The organism is Peribacillus psychrosaccharolyticus ATCC 23296, from assembly GCF_000305495.1.
Taxonomy (GTDB): domain Bacteria; phylum Bacillota; class Bacilli; order Bacillales; family DSM-1321; genus Peribacillus; species Peribacillus psychrosaccharolyticus.
The window spans coordinates 1-26,421 of sequence record NZ_AJTN02000259.1 but is presented as its reverse complement, the minus strand read 5'-3'; the positions used below and the strand labels follow the sequence as shown (position 1 = coordinate 26,421).

The window sequence follows — 26,421 nt, the reverse complement described above, 5'->3', positions numbered from 1 at the left end:
CTTATGCCCATCATGGCTAGGATTCCGATTACCGCTAATCCTCTTTGTAAATATTGATTTTCAATAAATAAACAAGCGATAACAACTATTCCGATTAGCACATGTGGTGTAACAACTTTAGCGACACCTGACTTTAAACGACTTATTTTCTTCTCCATGTCCCCAACTCCATCTATAAATGATTCCTTATTAATACCTAAACAACATCGCAGAAGCCGCTGAACCCGCGCCTACTGACCAAAAAATGACGTAATCGCCTTTATTCAACTGACCTGAACTGACTACTCGTTCGAAAGCCATAAAGGGACTTGCTGAGCCAGTATAGCCATATTCTGTTCCTACTATTGGAAATTTGATGATATCTTCGTTAAATGCTTCTTGAATTTTATAGATATTTTTCCTAGAAAGCTGTGAAAAACAGAATGCCTGTATATCCGCCGTCGTAAGATTGTTACGGATTAAGAGTTTTTCAATTAGTTCTACCGTTGAAAGAAAAGCCTTGTCATTATTGACATTTTCCCATTTGACCCGCTTATCATAAGCCGTCATCGTTACGTCTGCTAATTTTGAAACACCGCATGCCGGCAGGACGATTTTATCAATAGAATTGGTATCAATTTTATACGCAGAGTCAATAAATCCACGACTCTTATTTTCTTCTTTTTCTAATATCACTGCGCATGCACCATCACCAAAACTAGCAAATGTAACAGCTTCTTCTTTACTTGCGTAACGGTGAAGCTGCTCAGAGGCGACAATTAATGTTCGCTGAAGATGAGGGTTACCAATCATCGTACGACTGGCTTGCTCTACAGCAACAATCATGCCAACACAAGCAGCATTCATATCGCTTACGACTGCATCTGGCTTGCCTTCTATCGCATGATGAATGGCAATAGCACTAGGAGGAGCAAAAAATTCTGGCGTGCTTGATACAAAAATAATACTATCTATCTCACTACCAGTTAAATTGGCCTTTTTTAAAACCTTTTTAGATGCTTCGATTGCCATCGTTAAGGTATTTTCTTTTTCATAATCAGCTATGTATCTATTTTCTCGGCCCAATGCCTCGAGCAGACCTTCAATATTCTTTCCTTGCTCATGGAAATGATTTAGATAATAATCGTTGTTTACGATTTTACTAGGATGATAAACAGCCACTTCTTTTAAGATAATTCCTGTTGTCATATCTTTTCTCCTTATGTATCATGTTGTTTTCTAAACTCAAGCTTCTGCCGATTCAGTAAGGGCATCACGGAGATTTCCGATAAATTCTCCTGAAAAATGAACATTTTTAGCTACTCGTTTAATCTGCAAACGAGGTGTAACACTAGCAGGACTCACAACTAACACTTTTTTGAATCCCAAACTCATATACAATTGATAACTTTTTTCAAGGATTGGCAGGATTTCGGGTTTGAATGTTTTCATATTCGTTCCATCCGCAATCAAGGTAAACGCTTTTACATCAATTTTGGAGACTTCCTTTTTTAAGCCTTCAACAAATAAAGCCGCTCCTTCTGCTCCTGCAAAGCCGGCAATGGTAATAATAAATGCTTTGTTCTTATGATCCGTTTGAAACAACGTCATTGCTGATTACTCCTCTAGTTAAATTAATTTTGAAGTTCTAATGACCTACTCGATATAATTTTCAGTATAATTCCAACTAAATACTTAGTTAATATCGGCATTTTTTATTTTTATTTAAGAATAATTACCTAGAACATCAAAAAAAGCTCTTCACTAAAGAAGAACTAGGATCATTTTATTACAGGACGTTTGCACCCTTACTAGATGGCTCTTATCAAGTTCTTGCAATTTTTCCAAGCATCGCACCTATAGTAAATAAAAAAATAGGCGTATAATAGATGTTATTGAAATTTACTACTAAGTTTGGAGGCGACGATATTCCGTAATTGGATATCCTACTGTGATGAACATACTACGTATTTTGGCGCAAATTGCTATTTTATTTGCTTTTTCTTTTATAGGAGGATTGCTTCATACTTACCTTCACATTCCCCTTCCAGGGAGTATCATCGGGTTGATTCTGCTTTTCCTTGCTTTATGTGCAAATGTTTTCTCTGTGAAATGGATTAATCAAGGAGCTGGATTCTTGCTGGCATTCCTGCCGTTTCTTTTCATCCCTACATTAATAGGAGTCATCAACTATCCAGAATTGCTTTCTAACAAAGGATTCTTATTGCTCATCGTTGTAGTCATAAGTACGATTATCACCATCGGGGCTGCTGGCCGTGCCAGTCAATATTCCGAAAACAAATCAAAAAGAAGACAGGAGGAGAAGTAATGACCCAAATTCTTATCGCACTTTTTATCATTTCTATGACTATACTCATCTATCTTGGCATGAATTACTTATACAACTACTTCCCTTCTCCCTTCCTGGTACCAATGATGACAACAGGGATTGTCCTCATTCTCCTGCTCATTAGTTTCCATGTCTCGTATGACACGTACCTGATCGGAGGAAAGTGGATTAATTCTTTATTAGGACCAGCCGTTGTAGCGCTTGCATATCCACTTTATAATCAACGGCAGATTTTACGAAAAAATATCAAACCGATTATGGCTGGAGTAGGCATTGGAGCCTTCACCGGGATGGCAAGCGGTGCTTTACTATCTTTCCTTTTCGGCTTGAACAAAGTCATGATCCTTTCTATGATGCCTAAATCGATTACGGCGCCTGTAGCCATGGAGGTATCCTCAGAATTGGGAGGAATCCCGGCAATTACAGTCGTTTTTGTTTTGATTGCCGGACTGATCGGGGCGATATTTGGACCGATCCTCTTAAAACTCTTTCATATCAAAAGTTCGATTGGCAAAGGAATTGCCCTTGGCAGCGCCTCACACGCACTTGGCACATCAAAAGCTTCCGAATACGGAGAACTAAGTTTCTCAATGAGTTCCGTATCCATGGCGTTAACAGCCATCATCGGTGCCATCGTAGGAAGTCTAATTCCATTATTCTTTTAACCATACACTTAAACAGGCTGTCGTCTTCGACAGCCTGTTTTTTAAAGTTATCTTATCATCGAGACACGGTCACGATACGACTTCCAGGTACCTTAATTCAAGGAAGCTCGCCAGTAATGGCATATTACTAGTTTTCTTGGATCAAAGCAGGCAGCCTATAGGCTGCCTGCTTTACATCCGTTACTCTTTCAAATATGGTTTATTTACATAATAATACATCCATCCCATAAAGACAGATCCGCCAATGATGTTGCCAATTATCACAGGAATTAGATTATGCATTAAACCTGAGAATGAAATAGCCGGTCCATGGTCCAAGACGAGAGCAATCGCGAATGTGCACATATTGGCAATGCTGTGTTCATAACCTGAAATAAAGAAGCAAAAAACAAAGAGAATCATGGAAAACATTTTAGCTCCGTCACCTTTAAGCGTCATTGGTACAAAGAAGGCTAAACAAACGAGCCAGTTACACAAAATAGCACGGAAAAAGAGTTCCATGGTAGATGTATTCATCTTGTGTTCAACCACACTTAAAAGAAAGGTATTTACGGAAGTTTCATCATACAATCCTGTTAAATATATGAGGGCAGCAAAACAGCAAGCTCCTATTACATTTCCTGTAAAGGTTGTGGCTAATAATTTCAAAACTTTCATCCAAGATAGTTTTTTCCTCAAAGCTGTATAGGTATAATAAAAGGTATTTCCAGTAAATAGGTCTCCTCCAGCATAAGCGATAAGTATAATAGCAGAACCAAAAGTAATAGCTGCCATTGGATAAGCCAGCGGTGAGTGTTCATTATAGAAAAAGCTTCCTGTTTTAAAAGCTACAATCACTCCAAATCCGATAAACATACTTGCGAGCATGGATCTTAGAATATAACGAAGTGGACTAATGTCAAATAGTTCTGATTTATGTATCGCTTTCTCTTCCACATGTTTCAGCGTTTCTATTTCCATATAGATAAACCAACTTTCTTTGTGAAATAAGTTCATACGTAAATCTTATCATTTATTTTTGTCTATATTTGACGAATAAGTTACAAGATAGCGAACAAATAAAAGCAATTAGTAATCTGTTCTATTAAGTATGACCATTATAGTTAGTTATCCATTAGAAATAAAAGTTGACCTAATTAATCTTATACGAACATACTTATTTTGTAAACAATTCATAAATAATCCACAACTTTCAACCTATAAGCAGAATTTAAACTACAAAAAAAGCATGATTTTCATCAAGCCCTTTCTACAATCGATCGTCCTTATTTATTTACCTAAAAAACCGCCATCAGATTTAAGGTGCTGACCAGTCAACCAGCCCGACTCATCACTTGCTAAAAATGTTATAACATTTGCAGCGTCTTTAGGGTTTCCTATTCGCCCCATTGGAAACATCGGAAGAAACTGCTTCTTAAGCTCCTCACTCATCCAACCAGAATCAGTTGGTCCAGGGTTCAGTGCATTGACTGTGATTCCGATTGGAGCCAGGGCAACCGCTAATGGTTCAGTAATTACAATTAACAGGCCTTTTGTCGCAATATAAGCCAAATTCTCCGGATCTGGGCCACCAGAAACTAGAAAGACAATCCGGCCATTTTTTTGACCAGGATAGTCTTGTTCAAAGCGTTTAGCAAACTCCATACTGAGCGTAATGGTTCCACTGTTATTCACTTTATAATGTTTATCCAAAATTTCAGCATTTAATGAACGAAAATCAGCTCGTAATTCGTAGGTTGCATTATTTATTAAAATTGACGGTGTACCCAATGTTTTTTGCACCTGATCCAGAATAGCTATCGGTATAAAGGAGTCAGATAAATCTGCTTCCATATGCTCGGAACGAACCCCTAACCGTTTGATTTTCTCACATAAAATAGCAGGCCACTCAGGTTCTGCACCATTTCCTTCGGTTTGATCAAAAGCACAATAATGAGTAAAAAAATATCGGCTCCCGCTGCTGCCAGCGATAAACAAATTGCTGAGCCAATTCCCTCTTCCCGACTTGCACCTGTTACAACCGCGATTTTGCCTTGTAAAGATTTCAAGAACTCTCCTCATCTAAGTTGTTTCATTACTTTTTTTACCATTGATGGTAAACTAAATTAATTCGTTCAATCGAGGTGAAACATGTTTATACCGTCGTTACTCGTATCAATAGCGGGAATCTTGATTATTCTAGTGGGTCTATATGTACGGAAAAAAGAGAAAACATCGTTTATTGCAGGTCATAATCAGCTTTTCCATGCAAAAAATGAAAAGAGGTTAGCGTCACGAATTGGTTTGGTTATCGTTTTATTCGGGATTGAAACGGTCTTGTTTCCAATCATTTTTCAGCTTATCCCTCGTTTAGACGGAACGGCTTTCTTAGTGGTGGCCATGATTCATTTGGCAGCCGTTTTTATTGTGATTCTCGCTGATCAACTAAGTCAGTAAACTTCATTTTCGCTTACTATAAATCCTTTTAACAAAGGACTCCTTGGAGGCCGTATATTCATCAATCCCAGTTAAACGTATGGAATCTTTTTTTAGCCGTTGATAGGCCTCCCTTTCACCTGGATTTGCATTTAGGTGATCTCTAAAGAATACTAAATCATGCCAAAGCTGCTGATTATATTCTACAAGATGAAGAAAGTGTGTTTTTTCTTGATAGGTATCATCCGTAAACTTAGCGAATATGATTTCCTCCGGTCGTTCTACCTTCAACCTCAAAAAACCACTTTTCTTGAGACCTGCTACTATTTCTGGATCAATACTTTGCAGGCGGTCAATGCCCATCACAAGATCTAAAACCGGTTTCGAAACAATTCCTTTGATTGCGGTACTTCCTATGTGTTCAATTCGATTTTCCTCAATAGGAACGGTACGAAGAATTTCATCTTTTACGGTACAAAATTCACAATGATATTCTTCTGTATATGGAACTAATTTGATTTCATTTTTCTTTAGACCAAGCTTATGCACCCATCTCCACTCCTTCTATATACTATTTCAACGTAAAACATTAATATCCTTGTTGTTAAAATGGTCTGATGCTGATAAGGTAAGTACGTCGATTACCTATACTTACTTACATAATTATTTTTGAAAGGCGTGAACACGGCAATGAGTTTTCATTTGACTAAAACATCAATAAAGGAGATGTGCGGAGTTACTGCTTATCGCAGAGGAGAATCCTACCTGAAAGCGGAGCAGGTTGTAATTGATCATTACGATTCTAGCGTTTGTGAAGCCGCTGTAAAGGGCGACTTTCACGTCATCCTTAAATCGGATGAAAGTCAGGATGTCTATGCCCACTGTTCCTGTCCGACACTCGGCTCATTTACGAAGTATTGCCAACATATTGCTGCTGTCATGCTGTATGTTCAGCAGCATCATCGGTCGCTTGAATCAACGATCACACAGACTACTGATGAGGAAACGATTTCTCAAGTTGACCTGCAGCTCACAAACGAAATACTCGGCCTCTTTACTAAAAAACAGTTAAAACTTAAAACAATCGAGACTCCCTTTGATTCAAGACAGCCGTTAGACGTTGAGTTAATCTTTAAGCCTTATCCGATTGATGATGGGAAATACCTGTTTGGTGTTGAAATCAAAGCAGGACTTAAGCGAAAACTCATTGTCCAAAATCTTAGAGAGTTCCTTGAAAAAATAGAACGAAAAGAACGCTTTTTCTTTTCACCTGCCTTTAGCTATGATCCTGAGGAACACTTTATCCCTAAAGAGATCGGGATAATTCTGCAACAGCTAATACTCATCCATCATAACGAACAAGATTATCTTGACCGTCGCTTTAGTATCGATGTTACAGGGAAAAGACTACTCCTTGTTCCTCCTGCTTCATGGGAAAACATGCTCCCACTGCTGACCGGCTCTCCATTCGCAAAGATTGAACATAACGGTCACACAATCGAAGAAATTTTCCCTGTCTTTGAAAAAACAGGGTTATATTTTGAATTCGATGAATCGCCTTCCAGTGGTTTTCAGTTAAGCGTTCTCGGTTTAACGAACATCACGGTAATGGAAGCTTACGGGTATGTTCTTTCTGAAAATAAGATTCTTAAGCTTTCTGCTGAAGACTGTCTAACGGTCGGCGGGTTAAAACAAACCCTTGACCGCACAGGAAAACATCAATTTCAAATTCATGAATCACAAATGGAGCATTATCTGGCAAAAGTCATTCCTGGTTTACGAAAACTTGGTACGGTTCATATTTCAGAGGCTGTGACGGGACAACTTGTCAAAAAGTCATTGAAAGCTAAACTATATTTAGATCGGGTTAATAATAATTTATTGGCAGGTTTAGAGTTCCACTATGGACAGCTTGTCATTAACCCATTGGAAGAAGAAAACCATGAACGAAAATCCGGTTCCATCCTTATACGAGATAATGAAACAGAGGCAAAAATCCTGCAAATTATGGATGACAGTTCGTTCGCTAAAACAGAAGGCGGTTACTTCATGCATAACGAAGAGCTGGAATATCATTTTCTTTATCATGTCGTGCCCCAGATGAAGGATTTAGTCGAACTATATGCAAGTACTTCCGTAAAAGCCCGAATTCACAGGAGTTCTCCTCGTCCTCGGATTCGAGTCGATGCAGATAATCGAACTGATTGGCTCGTGTTTCGCTTCGATTTAGAAGGTATCCCTGAATCTGAAATCCGCAATCTGCTTGTTTCACTTGAAGCCAAACATAAATTTTACCGCTTGCCTAATGGATCGCTAATGACGCTCGAAAGTACAGAATTAGCAGAGATTAAACGGTTAATGAAAGAATTAGACCTAGCTGAAGAAGATTTGGCAAAAGAATTTCGCCTGCCGCTGGTACGCGGGTTCCAGCTTCTGGATTCATTAGAAGATAATCAATCTGTCAGCATCGGAGATTCTTTCCGTGAACTGGTTGAAACCATGAAAAATCCAAGTCAGTTAACCTTCGACCTGCCTAAAAGCCTTGAACCTATCCTTCGCGGCTATCAAAAGCAGGGCTTTCAGTGGTTAAAGACGCTTGCGCATTATCGGTTTGGCGGAATTCTTGCGGATGATATGGGGCTCGGTAAGACGTTGCAAAGTATTGCTTATATGGTTTCTGTTCTCCTAGAACTAAGAAAACACAAACTACCGATACTAGTCGTTACTCCGTCATCACTGACCTATAATTGGTTAAATGAGCTGACTAAATTTGCCCCCGAGATTGAGGCAGTCATTGTGGATGGAGATCAAGCGGAGCGCAGACAATTGCTTCGTGAAGCAACCGAAGTCGATGTCATCATTACATCCTATCCGTTGTTGCGGAGTGATTTGGCCGAGTATAGTCGACGAACATTCCATAGTTTATTTTTAGACGAAGCACAAACTTTCAAAAATCCGACCACACAGACGGCAAAAGCGGTCAAAAAATTAAAAGCTGACTACATTTTTGCCTTGACTGGAACACCTGTGGAGAATTCGCTTGAGGAACTTTGGTCCCTATTTGATGTTGTTTTCCCTAATTATTTACCGAATCTAGAAGACTTTCTTCACCTGCCTCGGAAAAAAATAGCGAAGCGTATCCGCCCGTTCATACTACGCCGTTTGAAAACGGATGTATTGAATGAATTGCCTGAGAAAATCGAGACCATTCAAACGGTTGGACTGCTTCCTGATCAGAAGAAGCTCTATGCCGCTTATCTAGCCAAGTTAAAACAAGAAACTTTAAAACATCTAGATAAAGACAATTTCGGACAAAATAAAATCAGAATTCTTGCTGGATTAACCCGTCTTCGTCAGCTATGCTGTCATCCGGCGTTGTTCGTGGAAGGCTATCAAGGAAGCTCGTCTAAATTTGAACAACTGCTGGAAATCATTGATGAATGTCAGCGCTTAGGCAGACGGGTTCTCATATTTTCACAGTTCACCAAAATGCTTGACATTATTGGCCGTTCTTTAGGCCGCCAAGACATTCCTTATTTCTACCTGGATGGGCAGACACCCGCAGCCGAACGTGTTGAGCTGTGTGCCCGTTTTAACGACGGCGAGCAGGACATCTTTTTAATTTCACTAAAAGCAGGCGGGACGGGTCTTAATTTAACTGGAGCAGACACTGTTATTCTCTATGATTTATGGTGGAATCCCGCAGTTGAGCAGCAAGCGGCAGACCGAGCACATCGGATGGGACAAAAGAATGTCGTTCAAGTCATTAAGCTCGTAGCTCATGGAACCATCGAAGAGAAAATATACGAACTACAGGAACGAAAGAAAAACATGATTGATGAAATCATTCAGCCAGGCAAAGAACCTGCCTCCACCCTAACCGAACAGGACATACGAGAAATCTTGAGTATTAAGTAAATAAATGAGAAATAGCTGTCGAACATTCGACAGCTATTTCTATTTAATAAATCCCTCCAAAATAGGTAATACATGTATAATAGTGGTAAATCATAAACATTTGGAGGCTAAGCATTCATGGATTCAACAAGTGGTTTTTTACTCATTCCCATTTTACTGTATTTATTTATAATCGGTTTTAGCATTTATTTTGTCATTATGATGATCCTTTTCATGAATCGAAAAACCAAATTAGACAAAGAACGTAATCAGAAACTTGACGAATTAATTCAAGTTATTCGCAACGCTGATAACAACTAAAGGCAACGTTTGACCGCTGCCTTTTTTCTTATTTCCCGATTTCACCACAAGCAATTCGATCGCCTGAATCACCTGAAGGCTGTGATTTATTATCATCCGCTTTTTCATGAATCACAAGTGCGGATCCATCTGAATCAAACAACGTATTTTCTTGATCCATTTTCAACGTAACACCTTTAGCTAGCAGTTCCTCTTTGATTGTTCCGTCTTCCGCTACCTCAATATTAGGTAAATCTCCTGCATGTGCCCCTTTTTCATGTTCCGTTCCATGGCTCGCATTTTTCGGATTAAAATGCCCGCCTGCAGATTCAAAATCGGGTTTTTCGCATGCCCCTGTCTCATGAATGTGAATCCCATGTGTTCCCTTTGGTAAATTGGCAGCCTCTAACAGAATACGGACACCTCTATCGGTTTCTTCCAAATTTACTTCTCCAACTTCGTCACCTTCGGTATTTTTCAAATTGACAGTAATCTTCTCAACTGCATTTTCACTCTCAGTAGTTGGTTGACTGCTTGTTTCTTCTGAATCCTCTACCACTTTGTTATCTTCTGTATCTTCGCTGCTCCCGCATCCAGCCAACGTCAGCATAATCCCTAACGAGACCGGTAAAAAAATAAACGTTTCATCTTTGGCCCTTCTTTCCTTATGTATTTATATTCTAATTGTTCACATAATTATTCAAAACCAAACATGCTTTCAGAGAAAAGTGCCTTAAGTACCAAGCCGCAGCACTGTATGACATCCATATTTCTACCTATACGTTCAATTCAATTAGTTGCAGAATGATTTTTTTGAGCGTAAAATTTGTTCCATATTAAGAAGTGCTCAATAAGGAGTGTGGAAGATGAAGGCAGTCATTGTTAACCAACCAGGGAGTGCTGAACAGCTCCAGATACAGGATTTCGAAAAACCAAAGCTCCAACCTGGAGAAATCTTAATACACGTTAAAGCAGCAGCGATTAATCGTACAGATATTCTTTCACGCGAAGGAAAAGCAGGATATATGAGCAACCCTATTTTAGGCATTGAAGTATCAGGCGAAGTGGTGGAGGCAGCCCCAGGAGTCACCCTTACAGCTGGTACCCGTGTTATGGGACTCGTTAACGGCGGCGGATACGCAGAATATGTGACGATGCCTGCTGACCGAGCAATCGTCGTTCCGGATACCCTTTCTTTTGAAGAAGCGGCAGCGATTCCAGAAGTCTTTTTAACGGCTTATCAAACCCTATTTTGGTTAGGCCAATTAAAAGATGATGATACGGTCCTCATTCATGCCGGCGGAAGCGGTGTGGGAAGTGCAGCTATTCAATTAGCTAAGCAAATGACCAAGGCAAAAATTATTGTGACAGCGGGATCAGAAGAAAAACTAGCATTCTGTCGTTCACTCGGTGCAGACATAACGATTAATTATAAAGAACAGGACTTCGATGAGGAAGTGTTGAACGCAACCAATAATCAAGGAGTTGATGTAATACTTGATTTTATCGGTGCCTCATACTGGGAGAAAAACCTGAAAAGTATCAAAACGGATGGACGCTGGGTGCTTATTGGCATATTAGGCGGTACAGAAGTAGAAAAAGTAAACATCATGCAGCTCTTATTAAAACGAATCCACCTAAAAGGAACTCTCCTAACACCTAGAAGTGACGAATACAAAAAAGAACTGACCGAAGAATTTGTTCAGAACGCCATGCCATTATTTGCACAGAAAAAAGTCAAAGCCATTGTAGACTCCGTCTTCCCTTTGACCGATATCCAATCTGCACATAAACAAATGGAAGCAAATAAGAACATCGGAAAGATTATTATTGATGTAAGCTTATAAATTTGACAGGCGGTCGAGAAACCCTCGACCGCCTTTTAGTTGTAATAACTGTTTCGCTCCAGAAAGTCCATCTGCACAATAAATGGCCTGAATTGCACATAAATTACCGGGTTCTGCACATCATTCAGCTCCAAATGCACAGAAAATTGTCTATTTTGCACACTTTTCCCGCCATTTTGCACAGTACATATGCTGCTTAACTAGCTTGATTTTCTATTCATAATTTAACAACAACTGCCTTTTCACTCCTAAAACTTTATAGCCAGTCTTTCTTGCTTTTCAGTTAGTTAATACACTTATTAAGTAGGCTAAATTTTCGGACATTTAATTGACTATCACAAACTTGCCACATTATAATTTAATTATTAGTCGATCTGTATACTTCATTTTTACAAAGGAGCATTGAAAATGAAAAACGAGTTAACCCAGAGTTAGCAGCTAATTTGGAGCTGTTTCAAGATCTCGTTTTACGTCCCGAGAATTTACCATTTATCAGAAAAAATTCAGCTCAAACGAGGCCGCCTGCTGTTGTAGATGATGCTCTTTCTTTAACCGATGAAATCATTAACGGTCCTGATAATCAACCGTTGCCTTTACGAATTTACCGGCCGAAATACAGTAGTGAAACCTTGCCTGTCCTGTTATGGATTCATGGCGGCGGCTATATCTTAGGATCGATCGATGAAGATGACGAATTGTGTATGAATTTTGCAAAAGAAGCTGAGTGCGTCGTTGTTTCTGTAGAGTATCGCTTAGCTCCCGAGCATCCGTATCCCGCACCCATTGAGGATTGTTATGCAGCATTGAAGTGGATTGCTGACTCGGCAGATTCTTTACAAATTGATTCGACTCGAATTGGTGTGGCTGGCGCGAGTGCTGGCGGTGGACTAACCGCAGCATTAACTTTATTAGCCCGTGATCGAAACTATCCTTCACTTTGTTTCCAAATGCCGCTCTATCCAATGATTGATGATCGCAATACTACCCCTTCAACAAATGAAATTAAAGAGGGATTTGTCTGGAATCAAAAATCAAATGATGCAGGCTGGAGAATGTATTTAGGTGATTTATATGGAACGGATGCCATTCCTTCCTATGCAGCTCCTGCTCGTGAAACAGTTTATAGTCATTTACCCTATACGTATACGTGTGTCGGACAATTAGACCCGTTCCGCAGTGAAACTTTAACCTATGTAACCAAACTTGCAGAAGCTGGTGTTGATGTTGAATTTCATTTATATCCAGGTGCCTATCACGGGTTTGAAGGAATAAATCCCGATGCTGAGCTATCTATTCGTGCTAAAGACGAATACATACTGGCTGTTAAAAACGGGTTTAAACGCTCCCTCAAGATAGAAGTTTAAGCCCCATTTTGCAGAAAAGAGATACGTTTAGCTCTGGATCTTAAAATTGACTACAAAAACAAGCCGCGAATCAACTTATCGAGGCTTGTTTTTGTTATTTCTCTTTAGTTCGTACTAATTCAAGTTGTTTAACCAGAACGTCCACTAACGTATTTAATGGATTCACGAGTGTCTTTGACAGCTCTCGTTCTACTTTCATGGCCGCATCAACCATGGACAGTTGAGCGACTGAGACAGTTTTCGGATTTTCTTTCATTAGTTGAGTAATGAAAGTTGTGACTTCCTCATCATAGACATTCTTTTTCCCTTGCATCATCAGTTCAAAGATATCGTTAATCACAAAAACCTCTGTGTCTAAAGTCAGTCCACGAGTGTCTGCGTATTTATGCAAACGATTCATTGTTCCTTCTACCGTAAGCGGATTCGTAAATAAAAGGATTTGAGGTTCTGTTATCTTACAAATTTCATTGAAATAGGGTTCGTCAATATTAATAATCGGTACAGAGATGCTCAACTGTTCCCCTTGTAATAACGTTATATAATTGGTACATGTAATGAGAATGGCATCGACTTTACTCTTAGAAATCCATTCTAGCTGCTCTCTGACTTTATACTGAGCTTCTCTTTTTTTAAAAGATTTATCTGAGGTTACACGATACATGAGTGCAGGATCAACAAAATGAACTAAATCAATATCGTAAGAAGAAAGTGCCTTTTCTATGTAATTTATATTTGAATAATGGGCGTGAAGACACCCCAATCTTTTCTTCATCGATTCAACACCCTAACAAAACAAATTTTTAGATTCAATCCGGCCAATAAATCATTCCTTATTTTAACACACCCTGTCTTGACATATCAAAAAAAGAGAGGGAAATATCCCCCCTCTTTTCTATTGGTTTTCTTATTTATTTGTGTTCCGGAGTTTTCTTTCGTAGACGGCAATTTCGCCTTCAAGGTCAAGAAGTTTGATTTGATACTCAAGCTCCAGTTTCTTTTTAAGTCTGTTTAATGATTCGATTTTCCCCTCAATATCCTCTTTTTCAAGCGTTGGTTCTGGCTTTGAATGAGGCTTTGGTTCAGCTTTAAACTCAGGTTCTGGTTTTGGCTCAGCCTTTGGTTCAGCTTTATATTCTGGTTCTGGTTTAAGATCAGAGAAAATATCTCCGCCTTGCATAAATTTAGTTATGCTTTTACTAAAGAAGTCTGCTGCCGCATCCTTAGTCTTAGGATTTCCGATAATCCCTTCGATTAGGCTCTGCATTTTCGCTAACGAGGTGCCTGGAATGACTGATTTTTTTTGAATAAACTCTTCCAGCCAATCTTTATCTATTTGATAGCTTTTTCCGTCTTGTGTAGCCTCAAGTTCACCATTTCGAATCCACCGGCGAACGGTTTCTTCTGAAACACGTAACATTTCACTTATCTCTTTCGTACTTAACATACTAAAACCTCATTTCTATAATTGTTCACACACATAACATATCATATGTGCGCACGTCCGTGCTAATAAAAATGATTATTTTTTTACTATGACTTGCTATCCATTAGGTATAACGTATGATACCCTATATTTACCATAAAAGGAGGCAGGGCATGTATAAAGTGGAGATCGATAAAGACCTATATCTGGCCATTTTAGAACCAAGACACGCACAAGAATTGTTTCAACTGATTGATAGCAGTCGTGACCATATAAGCAAATGGCTTACTTTTCCGAACAAAACAAATAGTGTTGAGGATTCCCTTGCATTTATAGAAAAATCTTTGAGACGATTATCTGATAATAATGGATACTGGGCTGGCATTTGGTATAAAGGACAATTGGCAGGCTCCATCGGCTTCTTATATATTGACTGGGGAGCAAGAAAGACCGAGATAGGCTATTGGCTCGGAGACGAATATTTAGGAAAGGGGTTAGCTACACAAGCAGCCAAGGTATTCATCAACCATTCATTTAAAAAATTAGATCTTAGAAAGGTTGAAATCAATGTGGCAAGCGAAAACGTAACAAGCAGGGCCATACCTGAACGTTTAGGCTTTACTAAAGAAGGCAGTATTCGCAATTATGAAAAGGTGAACAGTAACTATCACGATCGGATTATTTATGGATTGCTCAAGGATGAATGGAAATGAAAGCGAAAAAGCATCCTCCAAGGGTAAGGAGGATGTCATACCATTAATCAAGATTCGACCTGCGTGCTCGATCAGAGAGAGACTTTTCTTTATTCCAGACTCTTTTCTTCATGAAAATGGCTGCAAGTCCAATAAGTACAACAAATAATAAGCTGATAAAGAATCCAGGCCTTATTTCTCTCTCAAGCAATGTACCTGTTACTGCGGCCGCAATTAACAATAAACCAATCCAACCTGTTAGCTTATTCATTATTTTTAATTTAAGGATTTTAAATGCAGAAATTACAATAAAGGCCCAATTGTACAAAATTAACAATCCTGCAGCAGTCGTAATGTATTCATAAATTTTCCCTGGAAGCAATAAAGCTGTAATAATCGAACCAATTAGTCCAAGTGTCGCAAGACCAAGTGCTGGCAAAGGCAAATCTTTAAAATTTTTTATTTTGTTTGCAAAGAAAAGCGGTGCATTTCCGTCATCCGCTATGGTTACTAATAAATTCGTAACACCAAATAAAGATGCGGTCATGGTTGAAAAACCGGCAATTATGATGGCTCCATTAAATACATGTGGAAAGAACCCTAGATGATAACTATCCATCGCCGTTACAAAGGGACTTTCCTTTTCACTAAAGGCATCTAATGACACCATTGTTACCGCTAAACCCAAGGAAATCACATAGATAATAGTTAAACATAGAAGCATGATAGTTCCTGCTTTTGGTGCGTCTTCTTTCTTTTTAAGACGCATAGCCATCAGACCAATGACCTCTATCCCGCCAAATGCATAAAAGGCATAAATCAACGAGGTCCAAAATCCCTTTAGTCCTTTTGGGAATAATTCTTTATATGTATTAGGGAATGATGGCGGCTCACCCCCCTTAAGTCCAAACCAACCGAATATTCCACAAATCGCAAGAATAATAAACATAACGATAGCTGCTGTCTTTATTACAGCCAGAACATTTTCCACCCTGTCAAACCCTTTAGTCCCAAACAACACGACAATAATCGAAATAATAGCGAAACCAGAGGCAAAAATCCATAGCGGAATCTTAGGAAACCAAAACTGAGATAAGATGGAAAGCGCCGTCAATTGACTTCCCATTATTAATATATTGGATGACCAATAATTCCAACCTGCACTAAATCCAGCCCAACGCCCAAATGCTTTATTTGCATAATAGCAAAACGATCCTTCGTGTGGATCTGCTGCTGTCATTTTGGCAAGCAGTCGGTAAACAATATATGTACCTAATGAAGCTAAAATAAACGAAAAGATTATGGATGGCCCTGTTGTTTTTATCCCAATCGTAGATCCAAGAAAATAACCTGTTCCGATTGTGCAGCCGACACCAATTAAGGACAGCTGCCACCACTGCATGCTGCCAGATTCATCCGTTGGATTGGAACCTTTGGTGTCTGGACTGTGTGCCTTCGTCACTGTAAATCCCCCTCCCATACATCATTCTTAGTGTGAATAAAACCACCATGAATTATGTAAAAGAAAACGGAATGACAGAATAAGGTATGGCTAACCTAATAAAGCCGTTATCCCCTGATAACCAAAGTACACACCAAATCCGACTAGTGAGAGCCCGGATATAATGGAGATAGCTTTTATACTTGCATCATTAAGAAATCTTCTAAAAACGGTAGTCAATGATGCCACAAAAATATCCCAGCATGTAAGGCCGATAAAAATCATTGAGGTATATACGAGTAATGAACTGGTTCCATAAGTTACCGCTGTTTTTGCTAATACGGATCCGTATATTCCAAGCCAAAATAAAATAGAAAGCGGACTCGTTATTGACATAATAAAGCCAACCATAAAGCACTTTAACATTGAGTCAGGACTGCTTCGATAATCAATGGTCAATTTCTTAGCGGCGAACATCCCTTCGATACCTGAATAAAGCAAGACAAATCCTCCAAATAGCCATAAAAACGTCTGTACAATAGGAATATCTAAAAATTTGACTAATCCGACATAGACCATCATCATAAAAATAGCATCTGCTATCATTGCCCCTAAACCAACAATCCAAGCATGCCAAAACCCGTTTTTAAGACCCTTGTCCAATCTCGCAGAATTGACTGGACCAATCGGAGCCGCAAGCGTGATCCCTAACACAAAATAACTAAATAGTATATTTACACTCAGGAGTACCACTCCATTCATCCAATTTCATCGGCTTGTCCAAAGATGAAGAAACTAATGAAGTATATGCAGCTGAAGAAAGAGGTAGAACTAGTCCTCAGAGTGTAAATTGGTTTTGATTCCGTGTACCTTCTCTTTCCTATATTTAAATTGAAACTAGATTATAAAAAAACAGTTCAACTATAATTTACTTTTAGTTTTTTTTTCTTCTTTTTCCCATTAAAGCAGTCGCTATTGCACCAAAGAAATTTCCTAATGCTTCAAACATTACTCTGCACCTCCGATAAATAATTCGAATTATTAACATTGGTATAATTTATCAAATCAATTTTAAAGGAAGAACAGTTAGTGATAACCACTAAATCTTCAAGGAGTATTTCGCTTCCTCCTCTGTTATACCGATAAGTTGAATGATGAATAGTTGCTATTTTTATGTTAAATTTTATTTTCTCTAAGATCTGATTTTGATAGTAATGTATCTGCTAATTTAATATTTCCCTTTAAATAACCAGGCAGCTCTGTATTAGCAAGTATGTCTGAAGTAGTCATCCAACTTATATCATCCACTTCATCTTTGCTTCTAGCATAAGGCTCTCCTGACTTATGAAGACAAAGAAAAACAATATCAATAACATTCATCCCAGAATCAGTACAAAGGAAGAACTATTTACATACTTAAGAATTGTAACCTCGCATCCCACTTCCTCGAAAATTTCTCGTATTAACGTTCTTTCTAAAATATCAGATGAAAACCCTTCAAATTCGCATTTTCCACCAATTAGAGAAAGAGTACCTCCAGCGTGTTCTTCCTTTTCATTTCTCAAGATTAAAAGCCATTTCCCGTTTCGGTGAATAGCACCTTCTACATTTACCACGAACATTACACAATCCCCCTTTAAATTCTCTCTACAACTATGACATAGAATAAACCAATGTATTCTATTAATTTTACATATATGTTAAAATAAGGTTATTAATAGTCAGTAATTTTCTTCGATTTAGCAAGAATAACCGCAATATAGTTTGATTGAAAGGAGGTCTAGTATTTGGCAATCGCAGGTGTCAATCAACATAAGAAACATGGGGCAATTAGTTACATTTCTATTGTAATAGGGATTGTTTGTTTTTTTATTGTATTTGTAACGCCCACACGTCTAGCAAATATTGGTATGGCAGGTGGAGACTATATTACATTTGCCCTTACAGCTTTAGGTATTATAACTTCCCTCATAGGTATCAGTAAGAAATCCGAGAGAAACATAATCCCGATTATCTCGTTAGTTTTATCAGCATCACTTTTTATTGATTGGTTATTATTTTTCTTTTTAATCATCACTGGTATATCTGATTTTGCTCCATAATAGACAAAGCATATTCTTGGAGGTCCCGTAAGAATCTTACGGGGTATTTCATTTTTTGTGATACAACATCACACATAATAGCAGTGAAACATTATAAACTTATTGGGGTGAGCTATTTTGAATTTTTCATTTATAGATATTAGAAGTGGTAGTGCAACCTGTGTTTTCGAGATTAATCATAAAAAGTTTGAGTTCCACCCTTCTTTTCATTCCGATGCCCTTGGGGATTTTGTTTCATATCTTGCTTCGAAACATCCATTATGCAAATTGAGTTGGAAAGAAGGTGCCTTTCACAAAATAAATGGTGGTATTCATTGGCAAACCGGCCCATATTTATTAAATTGGGAATTCAAACGAGATTTCGAGGATCTAGAAATTATCATCACCGAAAAACAAAACTTTACCGTAGATAGAAAAGTTAATACCAATTTACCTAAAATAATATTGAAAACTACATGCAAATTTGATGATTTTGTTTTATGTGTAATAAAAGAATTGGATCGAGTTATTAAACAACGAGGCATTTTAGGTTATCGACAAGAATGGCAAAACTACACATTTCCAATTGATGGTTTTCTTGCCCTGAAATATGCGTACCTTTATAAAAAACCATTTGAAATAACAAAAAAAATAGTGGTACTTCGCTTGAGGACGAACTACATTTATTATTATTAGCTATTGAGTAAGCAGGGTATATGCCGAGAGCATTTATCATCTTTAATCGACTGATTAGGGAGGTGTTCTTTTTGGAAAAAGAGGTAAAGAGAGAATTAGCTAAAGTTATATCCGTTTCTATTATAGACTGTATTCTTGTATTATTGGTTCCAATTCTTTTCATTATTTTTCTGTTTCTCCTTAACTTCGATATCCTTTCCTCAGTTATTCCATTCCCCCTTTGATCACTAACTCCAAAGGGAGACCTCTTTTAAAAGCGCTATATCCCTTCCGTTAGTTTTCGCCTCTCTCTTCCCTTTTTCCAATTGTTTGATTTAGTTCTTCTTCTTGTTTTTTAAAATACGCCCGAAAGCTCAACCAAAAAATCGTATACGTAATGATGAAACAAACAAAAGCAGCTGCAAAAGGCCATAGCCCGGCTGGAAGCCAGCCAATATACATCGCCATGGGAAAATAAACAAGGACTGATAAGGAAAAGTGAACACTTAACTGTTTCAGCGGACTCCAGTTGTCATATTCAAAAATTAACGAAGCCATACAGAAATACAAACTGATTACCATGGTGCCTACTACACTTAGCCAAATTTCCTGTACACTAACTTCCGCCCTAATTACGACAATCACAGTGAGTATGATAAATACGACTACCATCGAATAACCAAGACCCGCCCAAGCCCGCTTTAGAAGCTTACTTCCCATCCTCTCCACCTCCGAGAATTAATTTTTTCTTCAGCTCAGCGACATAACTGCGTGAGACGTATTCCTTTGTGCCTGATTTAAAATGTACACAAAGGATGCCGTTGAAGGTCAATTCAAAATGATCAATTTGGTCAAGATTCCCGATAACTGATTTTGAAAACCGCATAAACCGCTGGGGGGCTAACAGTTCCTCCAGCTCGAAAAGCTTCAACTTCATTTCAATTTTCCGCTGACCACTGACACCATACACCTTGCGTTTTTCAGCAAATACATAATCTACCTCACTCGGACTTAGGAGAATGGTCTTGTCTTCCTCTACTCCAACGAGGCGCTTTGACGATTGAATTTGTAATTTCCGAATGATTTCTGACAACTCTGGAGTCATTTCTTTAGCCTGAATGGTAATCGTCAACTCATCGTATTGATCATGTAAATCAATATTCACTTTCACGATTGGTCCCCCCTGTTCTATATATATTATTGCGAATTTTCTTCCTCTTGTAACAATAAATGGATGACAGGCAGAAGAACGGGAGTCAACTGTTGTAAACACGGAATGAAATACGTCCTATGTATAAAGCCTTCAATATTTTGCTTAATTTTACCATTTATTCTTACCAGGATCGTAGATGTTACATAAAAAAACAGGGAGCTCCTTACTAAAGGTCCCTGTTTAAAGCATTCATTCATTCCTAAGCTCTCTAATGATACAAAATGCACCGATGCTAAACACGATGGAAATCGTTAAAGGGACGACGAAAAACGCTTGATCGACGGCGAACACTCCTAAGATGAATGAAGTAACACTCGTAGCGAAGGCTATAAATCCATAAGTCTTACTTTTATAAATCCACACATAAGGAAAAAAGTGAGAACCTGTTAATAAACCAATCGTAAATGGTAAGTACTCAGGAATTTGGAGATAAACAAGAATAAAAACGGGGATAAAAAAAGCCTGCGGAGCTGCAACTACTGCGGCTAATATCCCAATCGGATTCTCAATAACTAACACATTGATCTTCATACATCTGCCAACGGCTACTCCTAATGGAAAGATAGTAATCAGCGCAAGAATCCAAATAACGCCAACGATCTTCATTGAAAAAAAGAATGGAAAAAGAGCAATAATGAAAAAATAAAGGCTCCAGATAGTACAAGCGGAAACCCTTTTTTTGCGGTTCGTATAACATCCTTTTGTAAGTGGTTTAGCTTAGTATCCATTTAAGACTCCTTTAGAAAATGGCGCAAAATCGTCCATTGTTGCAGGCGAATTCAGTGTCACTTTCGTTTTTTAATATGTATCAAATATAGAACCAAGAAGAAAACTACATATCTATCATAATATGTTTATACATATTTACCATTTTATAAACTAGTTATACATATTCTCGACACACTCCAGACAGATATTCACTATTTTACCTGCCTATCATTTGTACCCAATCAAAGATACGTTTATACTAAATGTAAATATAAGTAAAAATAGTAACAAGGAGGAAATAGCATGAAATTAGAAGGCAAAGTTGCCATAGTTACAGGTGCTGCATCAGGAATGGGAAAAGAGATTGCTAGACTTTATGCTCAAGAAGGTGCCAGCGTCATCCTTTCAGATATTAATACAGAGGCAGTGGAATTAGTTGCTGCAGGAATTGAAAAGGAAGGTGGAAAAGCCATTGCTGTTATGTCTAATGTAGCTAAAGAAGAAGATGTTCAAAACATGATTGACTTGGCTGTTGAAAAGTTCGGGACACTGGACATTCTTGTCAACAATGCTGGAATTATGGACAACTTCATTCCTGCTGCTGAACTTACAGATGAGCATTGGGAACGGATTTTCGCGGTAAATACGACATCTGTTATGCGAACAACAAGAAAAGCACTCTCTATTTTTCTCGCTATAGAACAAGGGATCATCATCAATATTGCGTCTGTCGGCGGGCTGTATGGTTCAAGAGCGGGTGCAGCATACACGGCTTCGAAACATGCAGTCATCGGCTTCACCAAAAATGTAGGCTTCCAATACGCTGGTAACGGTATTCGTTGTAATGCCATTGCTCCAGGTGGTGTAAATACGAACATTGGAACCACCATGAGTGAACCAAACGAGTTCGGCATGCAAAAGGCAATGAGCGGCGCTGCCGGTAACCCGCGGTCCGGTGAATCGATTGAAATTGCCAAAGTCGCTTTATTCCTTGCCAGTGATGATGCAAGCTTTGTCAATGCCACGACCATCACAGCTGATGCTGGCTGGACAGGGTATTAATAGTAGCTTTTACTTAAAACTCCCGATAAACACAACGGGTAGTTTTTTTCTATTTTTCATTTCTTTTTACAACATAAAGACCGGATGCAGAACTAAGTTCACTGCATCCGGCCTCTAGGAAATAACCTTTATTTACTTACTCTTGACGTTAATTTTCCTTGTGTAAATAACAAGAGATAATCGTATCCGCCTGCTTTTGAATCTGTACCCGACATATTGAACCCGCCAAACGGCTGCGCACCGACTAATGCACCTGTACACTTTTTATTAATGTATAAATTGCCACAGTGCATATGATCAAGAGCAAACGAAATTCGTTCTTCGCTTGAAGAGAAATAGGCACCCGTCAGACCGTAATCTGTGTCATTATAGATCGCAATGGCTTCCTGCCAATCCTTTGCCTTAGCAAGCGCTAAAACAGGTCCAAAAATCTCTTCTTGCATAATACGCGCTTTAGGATCAACATCCGCAAAAACAGTTGGTTGAATATAATATCCATTGCCATCTGTTTTATTTCCACCATTAAGCAATCTGCCTTCTGACTTGCCGATTTCGATATAGCTCATCACTTTGTCGAAAGACTTCTGATCGATAACCGGTCCAACAGGATAATTCTCAGCTGGAGCACCTACCTCTAATTGACTCACCAATGAGGTTACTTTTTCAACCACCTGATCATACACAGATTCAACGATGATAGCGCGTGATCCCGCTGAACATTTTTGGCCTTGGTAACCAAAAGCTGATGCGACAATTGCTTTTGCTGCAGCATCTATATCGGCCGTTTCATCCACAACCACTCCGTCTTTTCCACCCATTTCAGCAATGACTCGCTTCAGCCAAATCTGACCTGGCTGTACTTTTGAAGCCCGTTCATAAATTCGACAGCCAACTGCACGAGAGCCCGTGAATGAGATAAACCGTGTTTTAGGATGTTCAACCAGGTATTCACCTACCTCAATTCCATCCCCTGGCACATAGTTTAGTACTCCATCAGGAAGCCCTACTTCTTTCATCAGCTCGACGAACTTCGCCGCAATGACTGGTGCTGTATCAGCTGGCTTAAGGATCACCGTATTTCCAGACACAATTGCCGCTACCGTTGTACCTGCCATAATGGCCAGCGGGAAGTTGAAAGGAGAAATAATTACGCCTACCCCAAGAGGAATATACGTCATTTGATTATTTTCCCCTTCAATTTTTGTAAGCGGGCGAAGAATACTTGTTTCACTAAGACGAATCATCTCTCTCGCATAAAACTCAAAGAAATCAATCGCTTCAGCCGTATCAGCATCAGCCTCGGCCCAGTTCTTCCCTGTTTCTAAAACTAATAGGCTAGAGAATTCATGTTTGCGCTCTCTCAGCAAAGCGGCTGCCCTAACCAAATAGTCTGCACGCTCGGCAGCTGGTACTTGCTTCCAGCTTTCAAAGGCTTCTAATGCCACGTTCATGGCTGAATCAACAATTTTACTAGTTCCCTTGCTGACCTTACCGATGATTTGATCAATATTACCTGGATTAATCGAGATGATTTTTTCATCAGTCGAAATCTTCTCACTGCCTATGTATAAAGGAATTTCACGTCCAAGTTCCTTTGAAACCTTCGCTAACGCATGTTCCATTGCCTGTTTATTTTCATTCGTAGAAAAATTTGTGAATGGCTCATTCTTAAATTCTGAAAGTTTTTTAGCTGTTGTAGTCATGATAACCTCTCCCTACTAAACTGTTTTTTGTCTAAAATTGAAGTGTCACTTTAATTTTTCCCTTGTTAATGATATATTATGGATGATTAAGAAAAATCAGTCAATAGTTTTATAAACAAATGTTGCTACTAATTACATTATTTTCACAAAAGACAAAGGGGAATACGTATGGCCCATCAAATAGGAGAATCGTTAAAACGTCTCCGCCGCGAACAAAAAAAACCCTCAAACAAATTGCCGAGAAAACGGGTCTTTCGATAAGTTTCCTTTCGCAAGTAGAGCGGTTAAAATCTTCTGTCACCATTGAATCATTGACTAAAATTGCTGAGTCACTAAATGTCAGTCCTACTTATTTTTTCAATGACCATGACCAACCCAAAAGTGTAATCCGAAGAAAGAAGCCAAACGATCAGGTTGATTTTCAACAATCTAGGTTTAGCTATCAAAGTTTAGCGGGAGACATACCAAATCCCGACTTTGAACCAATGCTCGTAACCGTACTTCCTAATCAAGAGCAGGTACATACCTTCACCCATAATGGCCAAGAATTTATCTACGTACTATCCGGTGTACTAACCGTCATGTATGAAGAGGAAGAAGTCGACCTTACTCCAGGAGACAGTTTTCATGTCGAATCTTCTAAACCTCACAATTGGTATAACCGAACAGATGATGTCGTAAAAATGGTCTATGTCCGTTCACACTCTTTTGAGTAAATAACAAAGACCGACATTCCAAACTGTCGGTCTTCATAAACTATGTATGATTTATCGCGTGAATAATTCCTTAAGTTTTTCCTGCTCATAATTTTTAACGAGTATGTATCGCTGCAGTCCTTTTGTATTCGATACCGCAAGCTCCGAAAATTTATAGGCTTCTAAGTAATTGCCTTCCTTAAGGTTAATCTCCGCTTCAATGGCGTCTTTATACCATTGTTTTTTTATCCGCTCCTTTAGGAAGCGAGCTGTACTTAATTGGCCTTCCTCAATCGAAAGCATCGCATCATAATAATGCTTCACGTCCATTGGCTTCAATTCAGGTAAATACTCCCTAGCTTTCTCGGGATTTCCTTTATAAAGATGATAGATGGTCTGCAACTGAGCTTTTCCAGGCACAGATTTTACTTTTGATATCGTAAGGGTAAAGGAAACCTCTACCTCCTCATTACGTCTATTTGCTAACGCATAGTAAAACGCATAAATCGGCTTTTTCTTATTCGCAAGTAAATACGCTTCCACCTGATTCATATTTTCAGTAAAGAAGACAGGATACAGCTTAATAAATAGGAATAACAAAGCAAATGGAATCACCGTTAACAGGAACATCCAAAATGGATAACCAAAATAGCCATAAGCTCCCCCGATAAAAATCGCAATCGTATACAACATAATATTCTGCTTGATGGTAAAACCCTCCACAATTCAGTATATTTCCTAGTATAGCAAACTCGCTTATAGAAAAAATGTTAGATCATCCTAAAATACGAATCAGTCAGATTGCTTAAAATACCGATTACTTCCTGGAAGCCGCTTAATTTTCTTCCAAGCTTCAATCGCGTCCTTTTGCGTTTTGCCCGTATTTCTGTGATCAGCAAAAAAATCTCGGATAAACGTATTATACTCAAACTGAGGAGGAATCTCTTTTTGATAGGATTTGTCCTTCTTCCGTTCGACCTCCTGATACCAAGCCTCCACTACATCACGATAGCTTTTACCAACATTCCCTTTAAAATAGGTCTGTATATTCGTTGAAAAATGAAATCCAGGGATGACAGACGAAAAAAAAGCCCGCACATCTTGGCTGCAGCGATGCCCTTCCGAAATAACCGTGTCCAAACTAAGCACCTCATGTTTAACCGTTCTCACCTTTTTCACAGCCGGCTTTCTTCTCTCACCCGTTTCAAGAAAAATTGCGACCCGCTCGGCTAACTCGCCCTTCGAACCAGCAGGACTCAATCCCTGCTCCCGGCAAAACTGCTGCAGCTCCGTCTTAAGAAAATAATAATTTCGAAAGTCCTCAACTGTCATACTACGATCAAGTATAGGCCGCAAACAACCGCCCCCTTTATTTGGTATATATTTCATTATAGAACAAATGTTCCTTTAAATCTATTTTGGACGTAGAAAAAGAGATGCAGCTGCATCTCTGGTTTTCTAGTATTTAGTTAATGATTAATGAGGGCGAGTATTTTCTCCTTCGCCACTGATATTAATACTAATTAATCCTGAATTAACATTTTCTGATTTTGTAATTTTCCCTACACTAGCTTGAACATTCAAAGCCAATGAAAATGATAAAGCTAATGTTGCAACCATTGATAAAATTACTCTTTTCTTCATATTTACAACTCCCTGTATATTTTTTTTGTAGCATGCAATTCCATTTTTTGAATCTGGTAAGCTTTTTTATATTGTTTTCGCTCAACATAATAGTTGGCAAATTCATCACTAATGGACTTTACACTCTTCCAATCCTCAATTTCAAAAAAGTATTTTATACTCGAATCCATCAAATTTTCATATTCAATGTAGTTCTTTTGATATTTATTTAATTGAGCTTGAAAGACATGTAAATGGGTATTGTCAGATTCGGTCTTACAGGCTAAT

29 protein-coding genes and 2 pseudogenes are annotated in these 26,421 nt (G+C 38.6%); 12 read left to right on the top strand and 19 right to left on the bottom strand.

The features are described 5' to 3' along the window. Positions 1 to 189: 189 nt before the first annotated feature. Positions 190 to 1,188 (bottom strand): 3-oxoacyl-[acyl-carrier-protein] synthase III C-terminal domain-containing protein, encoded by a 999-nt coding sequence (locus tag WYK_RS22040; protein WP_040376570.1) that lies wholly within the window; start codon positions 1,186 to 1,188, stop codon positions 190 to 192. Positions 1,189 to 1,224: 36 nt separating this feature from the next. Further along, entirely contained in the window at positions 1,225 to 1,590 is a 366-nt protein-coding gene (locus WYK_RS22035) for a hypothetical protein (protein ID WP_040376569.1), read from the bottom strand. A gap of 343 nt (positions 1,591 to 1,933) precedes the next feature. Between WYK_RS22035 and WYK_RS22030 the strand changes: the two genes are divergently transcribed. Both WYK_RS22030 and WYK_RS22025 read left to right on the top strand, forming a co-directional pair. Next, positions 1,934 to 2,308, top strand: coding sequence for a CidA/LrgA family protein (locus WYK_RS22030; protein WP_040376568.1), 375 nt, complete (start codon positions 1,934 to 1,936; stop codon positions 2,306 to 2,308). Continuing rightward, positions 2,308 to 2,994 (top strand): LrgB family protein, encoded by a 687-nt coding sequence (locus tag WYK_RS22025; protein ID WP_040376567.1) that lies wholly within the window; start codon positions 2,308 to 2,310, stop codon positions 2,992 to 2,994. The genes WYK_RS22030 and WYK_RS22025 overlap by 1 nt, the downstream gene beginning before the upstream one ends. A 180-nt stretch (positions 2,995 to 3,174) precedes the next feature. Here the strand turns inward: WYK_RS22025 and WYK_RS22020 are convergent, their stop codons facing one another. Beyond that, positions 3,175 to 3,954 (bottom strand): formate/nitrite transporter family protein, encoded by a 780-nt coding sequence (locus tag WYK_RS22020; protein ID WP_040376576.1) that lies wholly within the window; start codon positions 3,952 to 3,954, stop codon positions 3,175 to 3,177. Positions 3,955 to 4,263: 309 nt separating this feature from the next. Further along, a pseudogene (locus WYK_RS22015) lies at positions 4,264 to 5,042 on the bottom strand (SDR family oxidoreductase). A gap of 82 nt (positions 5,043 to 5,124) precedes the next feature. On the opposite strand from WYK_RS22015, the gene WYK_RS25240 reads away from it, so the two are divergent. After that, positions 5,125 to 5,430: a DUF3784 domain-containing protein gene (locus WYK_RS25240; RefSeq protein WP_040376566.1), complete on the top strand. Its 306-nt coding sequence runs from the start codon at positions 5,125 to 5,127 to the stop codon at positions 5,428 to 5,430. Between the two features lie 3 nt (positions 5,431 to 5,433). Here WYK_RS25240 and WYK_RS22005 read toward each other — a convergent pair whose 3' ends face one another. After that, on the bottom strand, positions 5,434 to 5,958 hold the full coding sequence (locus WYK_RS22005; RefSeq protein WP_040376565.1) for a GrpB family protein: 525 nt from the start codon (positions 5,956 to 5,958) through the stop codon (positions 5,434 to 5,436). A gap of 141 nt (positions 5,959 to 6,099) precedes the next feature. On the opposite strand from WYK_RS22005, the gene WYK_RS22000 reads away from it, so the two are divergent. Beyond that, positions 6,100 to 9,327: a DEAD/DEAH box helicase gene (locus tag WYK_RS22000; RefSeq protein WP_040376564.1), complete on the top strand. Its 3,228-nt coding sequence runs from the start codon at positions 6,100 to 6,102 to the stop codon at positions 9,325 to 9,327. A 117-nt stretch (positions 9,328 to 9,444) separates the two neighbouring features. Beyond that, positions 9,445 to 9,627, top strand: a complete 183-nt coding sequence (locus tag WYK_RS21995; protein ID WP_040376563.1) for a hypothetical protein — start codon at positions 9,445 to 9,447, stop codon at positions 9,625 to 9,627. 28 nt (positions 9,628 to 9,655) lie between these two features. Here WYK_RS21995 and WYK_RS21990 read toward each other — a convergent pair whose 3' ends face one another. Beyond that, positions 9,656 to 10,216: a superoxide dismutase family protein gene (locus WYK_RS21990; RefSeq protein ID WP_051387838.1), complete on the bottom strand. Its 561-nt coding sequence runs from the start codon at positions 10,214 to 10,216 to the stop codon at positions 9,656 to 9,658. Between the two features lie 256 nt (positions 10,217 to 10,472). On the opposite strand from WYK_RS21990, the gene WYK_RS21985 reads away from it, so the two are divergent. Together WYK_RS21985 and WYK_RS21980 are read left to right on the top strand one after the other, a co-directional pair. Next, the gene (locus WYK_RS21985) at positions 10,473 to 11,453 is read left to right on the top strand and encodes an NAD(P)H-quinone oxidoreductase (protein WP_040376561.1); all 981 of its coding nucleotides are present in this window, start codon (positions 10,473 to 10,475) and stop codon (positions 11,451 to 11,453) included. 401 nt (positions 11,454 to 11,854) lie between these two features. Then, positions 11,855 to 12,817: an alpha/beta hydrolase gene (locus WYK_RS21980; protein ID WP_040376560.1), complete on the top strand. Its 963-nt coding sequence runs from the start codon at positions 11,855 to 11,857 to the stop codon at positions 12,815 to 12,817. 94 nt (positions 12,818 to 12,911) lie between these two features. Here WYK_RS21980 and WYK_RS21975 read toward each other — a convergent pair whose 3' ends face one another. Together WYK_RS21975 and WYK_RS25905 are read right to left on the bottom strand one after the other, a co-directional pair. Further along, a complete protein-coding gene (locus tag WYK_RS21975) occupies positions 12,912 to 13,589 on the bottom strand; it encodes a hypothetical protein (RefSeq protein WP_040376559.1) in 678 nt (225 codons plus the stop codon). A gap of 132 nt (positions 13,590 to 13,721) precedes the next feature. Continuing rightward, positions 13,722 to 14,261 carry a helix-turn-helix domain-containing protein gene (locus WYK_RS25905; protein WP_051387837.1) on the bottom strand — a complete coding sequence of 180 codons (540 nt, stop codon included), beginning with the start codon at positions 14,259 to 14,261 and terminating at the stop codon, positions 13,722 to 13,724. A 152-nt stretch (positions 14,262 to 14,413) separates the two neighbouring features. Here WYK_RS25905 and WYK_RS21965 point away from each other — a divergent pair, with 152 nt between their 5' ends. Next, entirely contained in the window at positions 14,414 to 14,953 is a 540-nt protein-coding gene (locus WYK_RS21965; protein ID WP_040376558.1) for a GNAT family N-acetyltransferase, read from the top strand. A gap of 43 nt (positions 14,954 to 14,996) precedes the next feature. On the opposite strand, the gene WYK_RS21960 is transcribed toward WYK_RS21965, so the two are convergent. From WYK_RS21960 to WYK_RS21950, 3 genes and pseudogenes are all read right to left on the bottom strand, one after another. Further along, positions 14,997 to 16,334: an amino acid permease gene (locus WYK_RS21960; RefSeq protein ID WP_040376574.1), complete on the bottom strand. Its 1,338-nt coding sequence runs from the start codon at positions 16,332 to 16,334 to the stop codon at positions 14,997 to 14,999. Positions 16,335 to 16,484: 150 nt separating this feature from the next. Further along, a complete protein-coding gene (locus tag WYK_RS21955; protein ID WP_040376573.1) occupies positions 16,485 to 17,117 on the bottom strand; it encodes a LysE family transporter in 633 nt (210 codons plus the stop codon). 432 nt (positions 17,118 to 17,549) lie between these two features. Next, positions 17,550 to 17,995: pseudogene (locus WYK_RS21950) on the bottom strand (NUDIX hydrolase). A 165-nt stretch (positions 17,996 to 18,160) separates the two neighbouring features. Between WYK_RS21950 and WYK_RS21945 the strand changes: the two are divergent. Both WYK_RS21945 and WYK_RS21940 read left to right on the top strand, forming a co-directional pair. Beyond that, complete coding sequence (locus tag WYK_RS21945; protein WP_407951451.1) at positions 18,161 to 18,475, top strand: hypothetical protein; 315 nt, start codon at positions 18,161 to 18,163, stop codon at positions 18,473 to 18,475. A gap of 117 nt (positions 18,476 to 18,592) precedes the next feature. Further along, on the top strand, positions 18,593 to 19,150 hold the full coding sequence (locus tag WYK_RS21940) for a hypothetical protein (RefSeq protein WP_040376557.1): 558 nt from the start codon (positions 18,593 to 18,595) through the stop codon (positions 19,148 to 19,150). A 273-nt stretch (positions 19,151 to 19,423) separates the two neighbouring features. On the opposite strand, the gene WYK_RS21935 is transcribed toward WYK_RS21940, so the two are convergent. The 3 genes from WYK_RS21935 to WYK_RS21925 all read right to left on the bottom strand — a co-directional run bounded on the left by WYK_RS21935 (position 19,424) and on the right by WYK_RS21925 (position 20,975). Then, positions 19,424 to 19,849: a DUF3021 domain-containing protein gene (locus WYK_RS21935; RefSeq protein ID WP_040376556.1), complete on the bottom strand. Its 426-nt coding sequence runs from the start codon at positions 19,847 to 19,849 to the stop codon at positions 19,424 to 19,426. After that, positions 19,839 to 20,300: a LytTR family DNA-binding domain-containing protein gene (locus WYK_RS21930; RefSeq protein WP_040376555.1), complete on the bottom strand. Its 462-nt coding sequence runs from the start codon at positions 20,298 to 20,300 to the stop codon at positions 19,839 to 19,841. The genes WYK_RS21935 and WYK_RS21930 overlap by 11 nt, the downstream gene beginning before the upstream one ends. A gap of 231 nt (positions 20,301 to 20,531) precedes the next feature. Next, positions 20,532 to 20,975: a DUF7010 family protein gene (locus WYK_RS21925; RefSeq protein ID WP_412769723.1), complete on the bottom strand. Its 444-nt coding sequence runs from the start codon at positions 20,973 to 20,975 to the stop codon at positions 20,532 to 20,534. A 378-nt stretch (positions 20,976 to 21,353) separates the two neighbouring features. On the opposite strand from WYK_RS21925, the gene WYK_RS21920 reads away from it, so the two are divergent. Beyond that, entirely contained in the window at positions 21,354 to 22,112 is a 759-nt protein-coding gene (locus WYK_RS21920; protein ID WP_040376554.1) for an SDR family oxidoreductase, read from the top strand. 128 nt (positions 22,113 to 22,240) lie between these two features. Here WYK_RS21920 and pruA read toward each other — a convergent pair whose 3' ends face one another. Then, on the bottom strand, positions 22,241 to 23,815 hold the full coding sequence (gene pruA, locus WYK_RS21915) for an L-glutamate gamma-semialdehyde dehydrogenase (RefSeq protein WP_040376553.1): 1,575 nt from the start codon (positions 23,813 to 23,815) through the stop codon (positions 22,241 to 22,243). A gap of 119 nt (positions 23,816 to 23,934) precedes the next feature. On the opposite strand from pruA, the gene WYK_RS21910 reads away from it, so the two are divergent. Beyond that, positions 23,935 to 24,531 (top strand): helix-turn-helix domain-containing protein, encoded by a 597-nt coding sequence (locus WYK_RS21910; protein WP_051387836.1) that lies wholly within the window; start codon positions 23,935 to 23,937, stop codon positions 24,529 to 24,531. A gap of 51 nt (positions 24,532 to 24,582) precedes the next feature. Here the strand turns inward: WYK_RS21910 and WYK_RS21905 are convergent, their stop codons facing one another. The 4 genes from WYK_RS21905 to WYK_RS25900 form a co-directional block, all read right to left on the bottom strand. Beyond that, positions 24,583 to 25,233, bottom strand: coding sequence for a hypothetical protein (locus tag WYK_RS21905; RefSeq protein WP_152526533.1), 651 nt, complete (start codon positions 25,231 to 25,233; stop codon positions 24,583 to 24,585). Positions 25,234 to 25,302: 69 nt separating this feature from the next. Next, complete coding sequence (locus WYK_RS21900) at positions 25,303 to 25,866, bottom strand: DUF6434 domain-containing protein (RefSeq protein WP_040376551.1); 564 nt, start codon at positions 25,864 to 25,866, stop codon at positions 25,303 to 25,305. A 120-nt stretch (positions 25,867 to 25,986) separates the two neighbouring features. Further along, a complete protein-coding gene (locus tag WYK_RS25055) occupies positions 25,987 to 26,154 on the bottom strand; it encodes a hypothetical protein (RefSeq protein WP_161629165.1) in 168 nt (55 codons plus the stop codon). Between the two features lie 2 nt (positions 26,155 to 26,156). Beyond that, positions 26,157 to 26,421: hypothetical protein (locus WYK_RS25900; RefSeq protein ID WP_040376550.1), on the bottom strand; the 265-nt coding region annotated here is incomplete at its 5' end.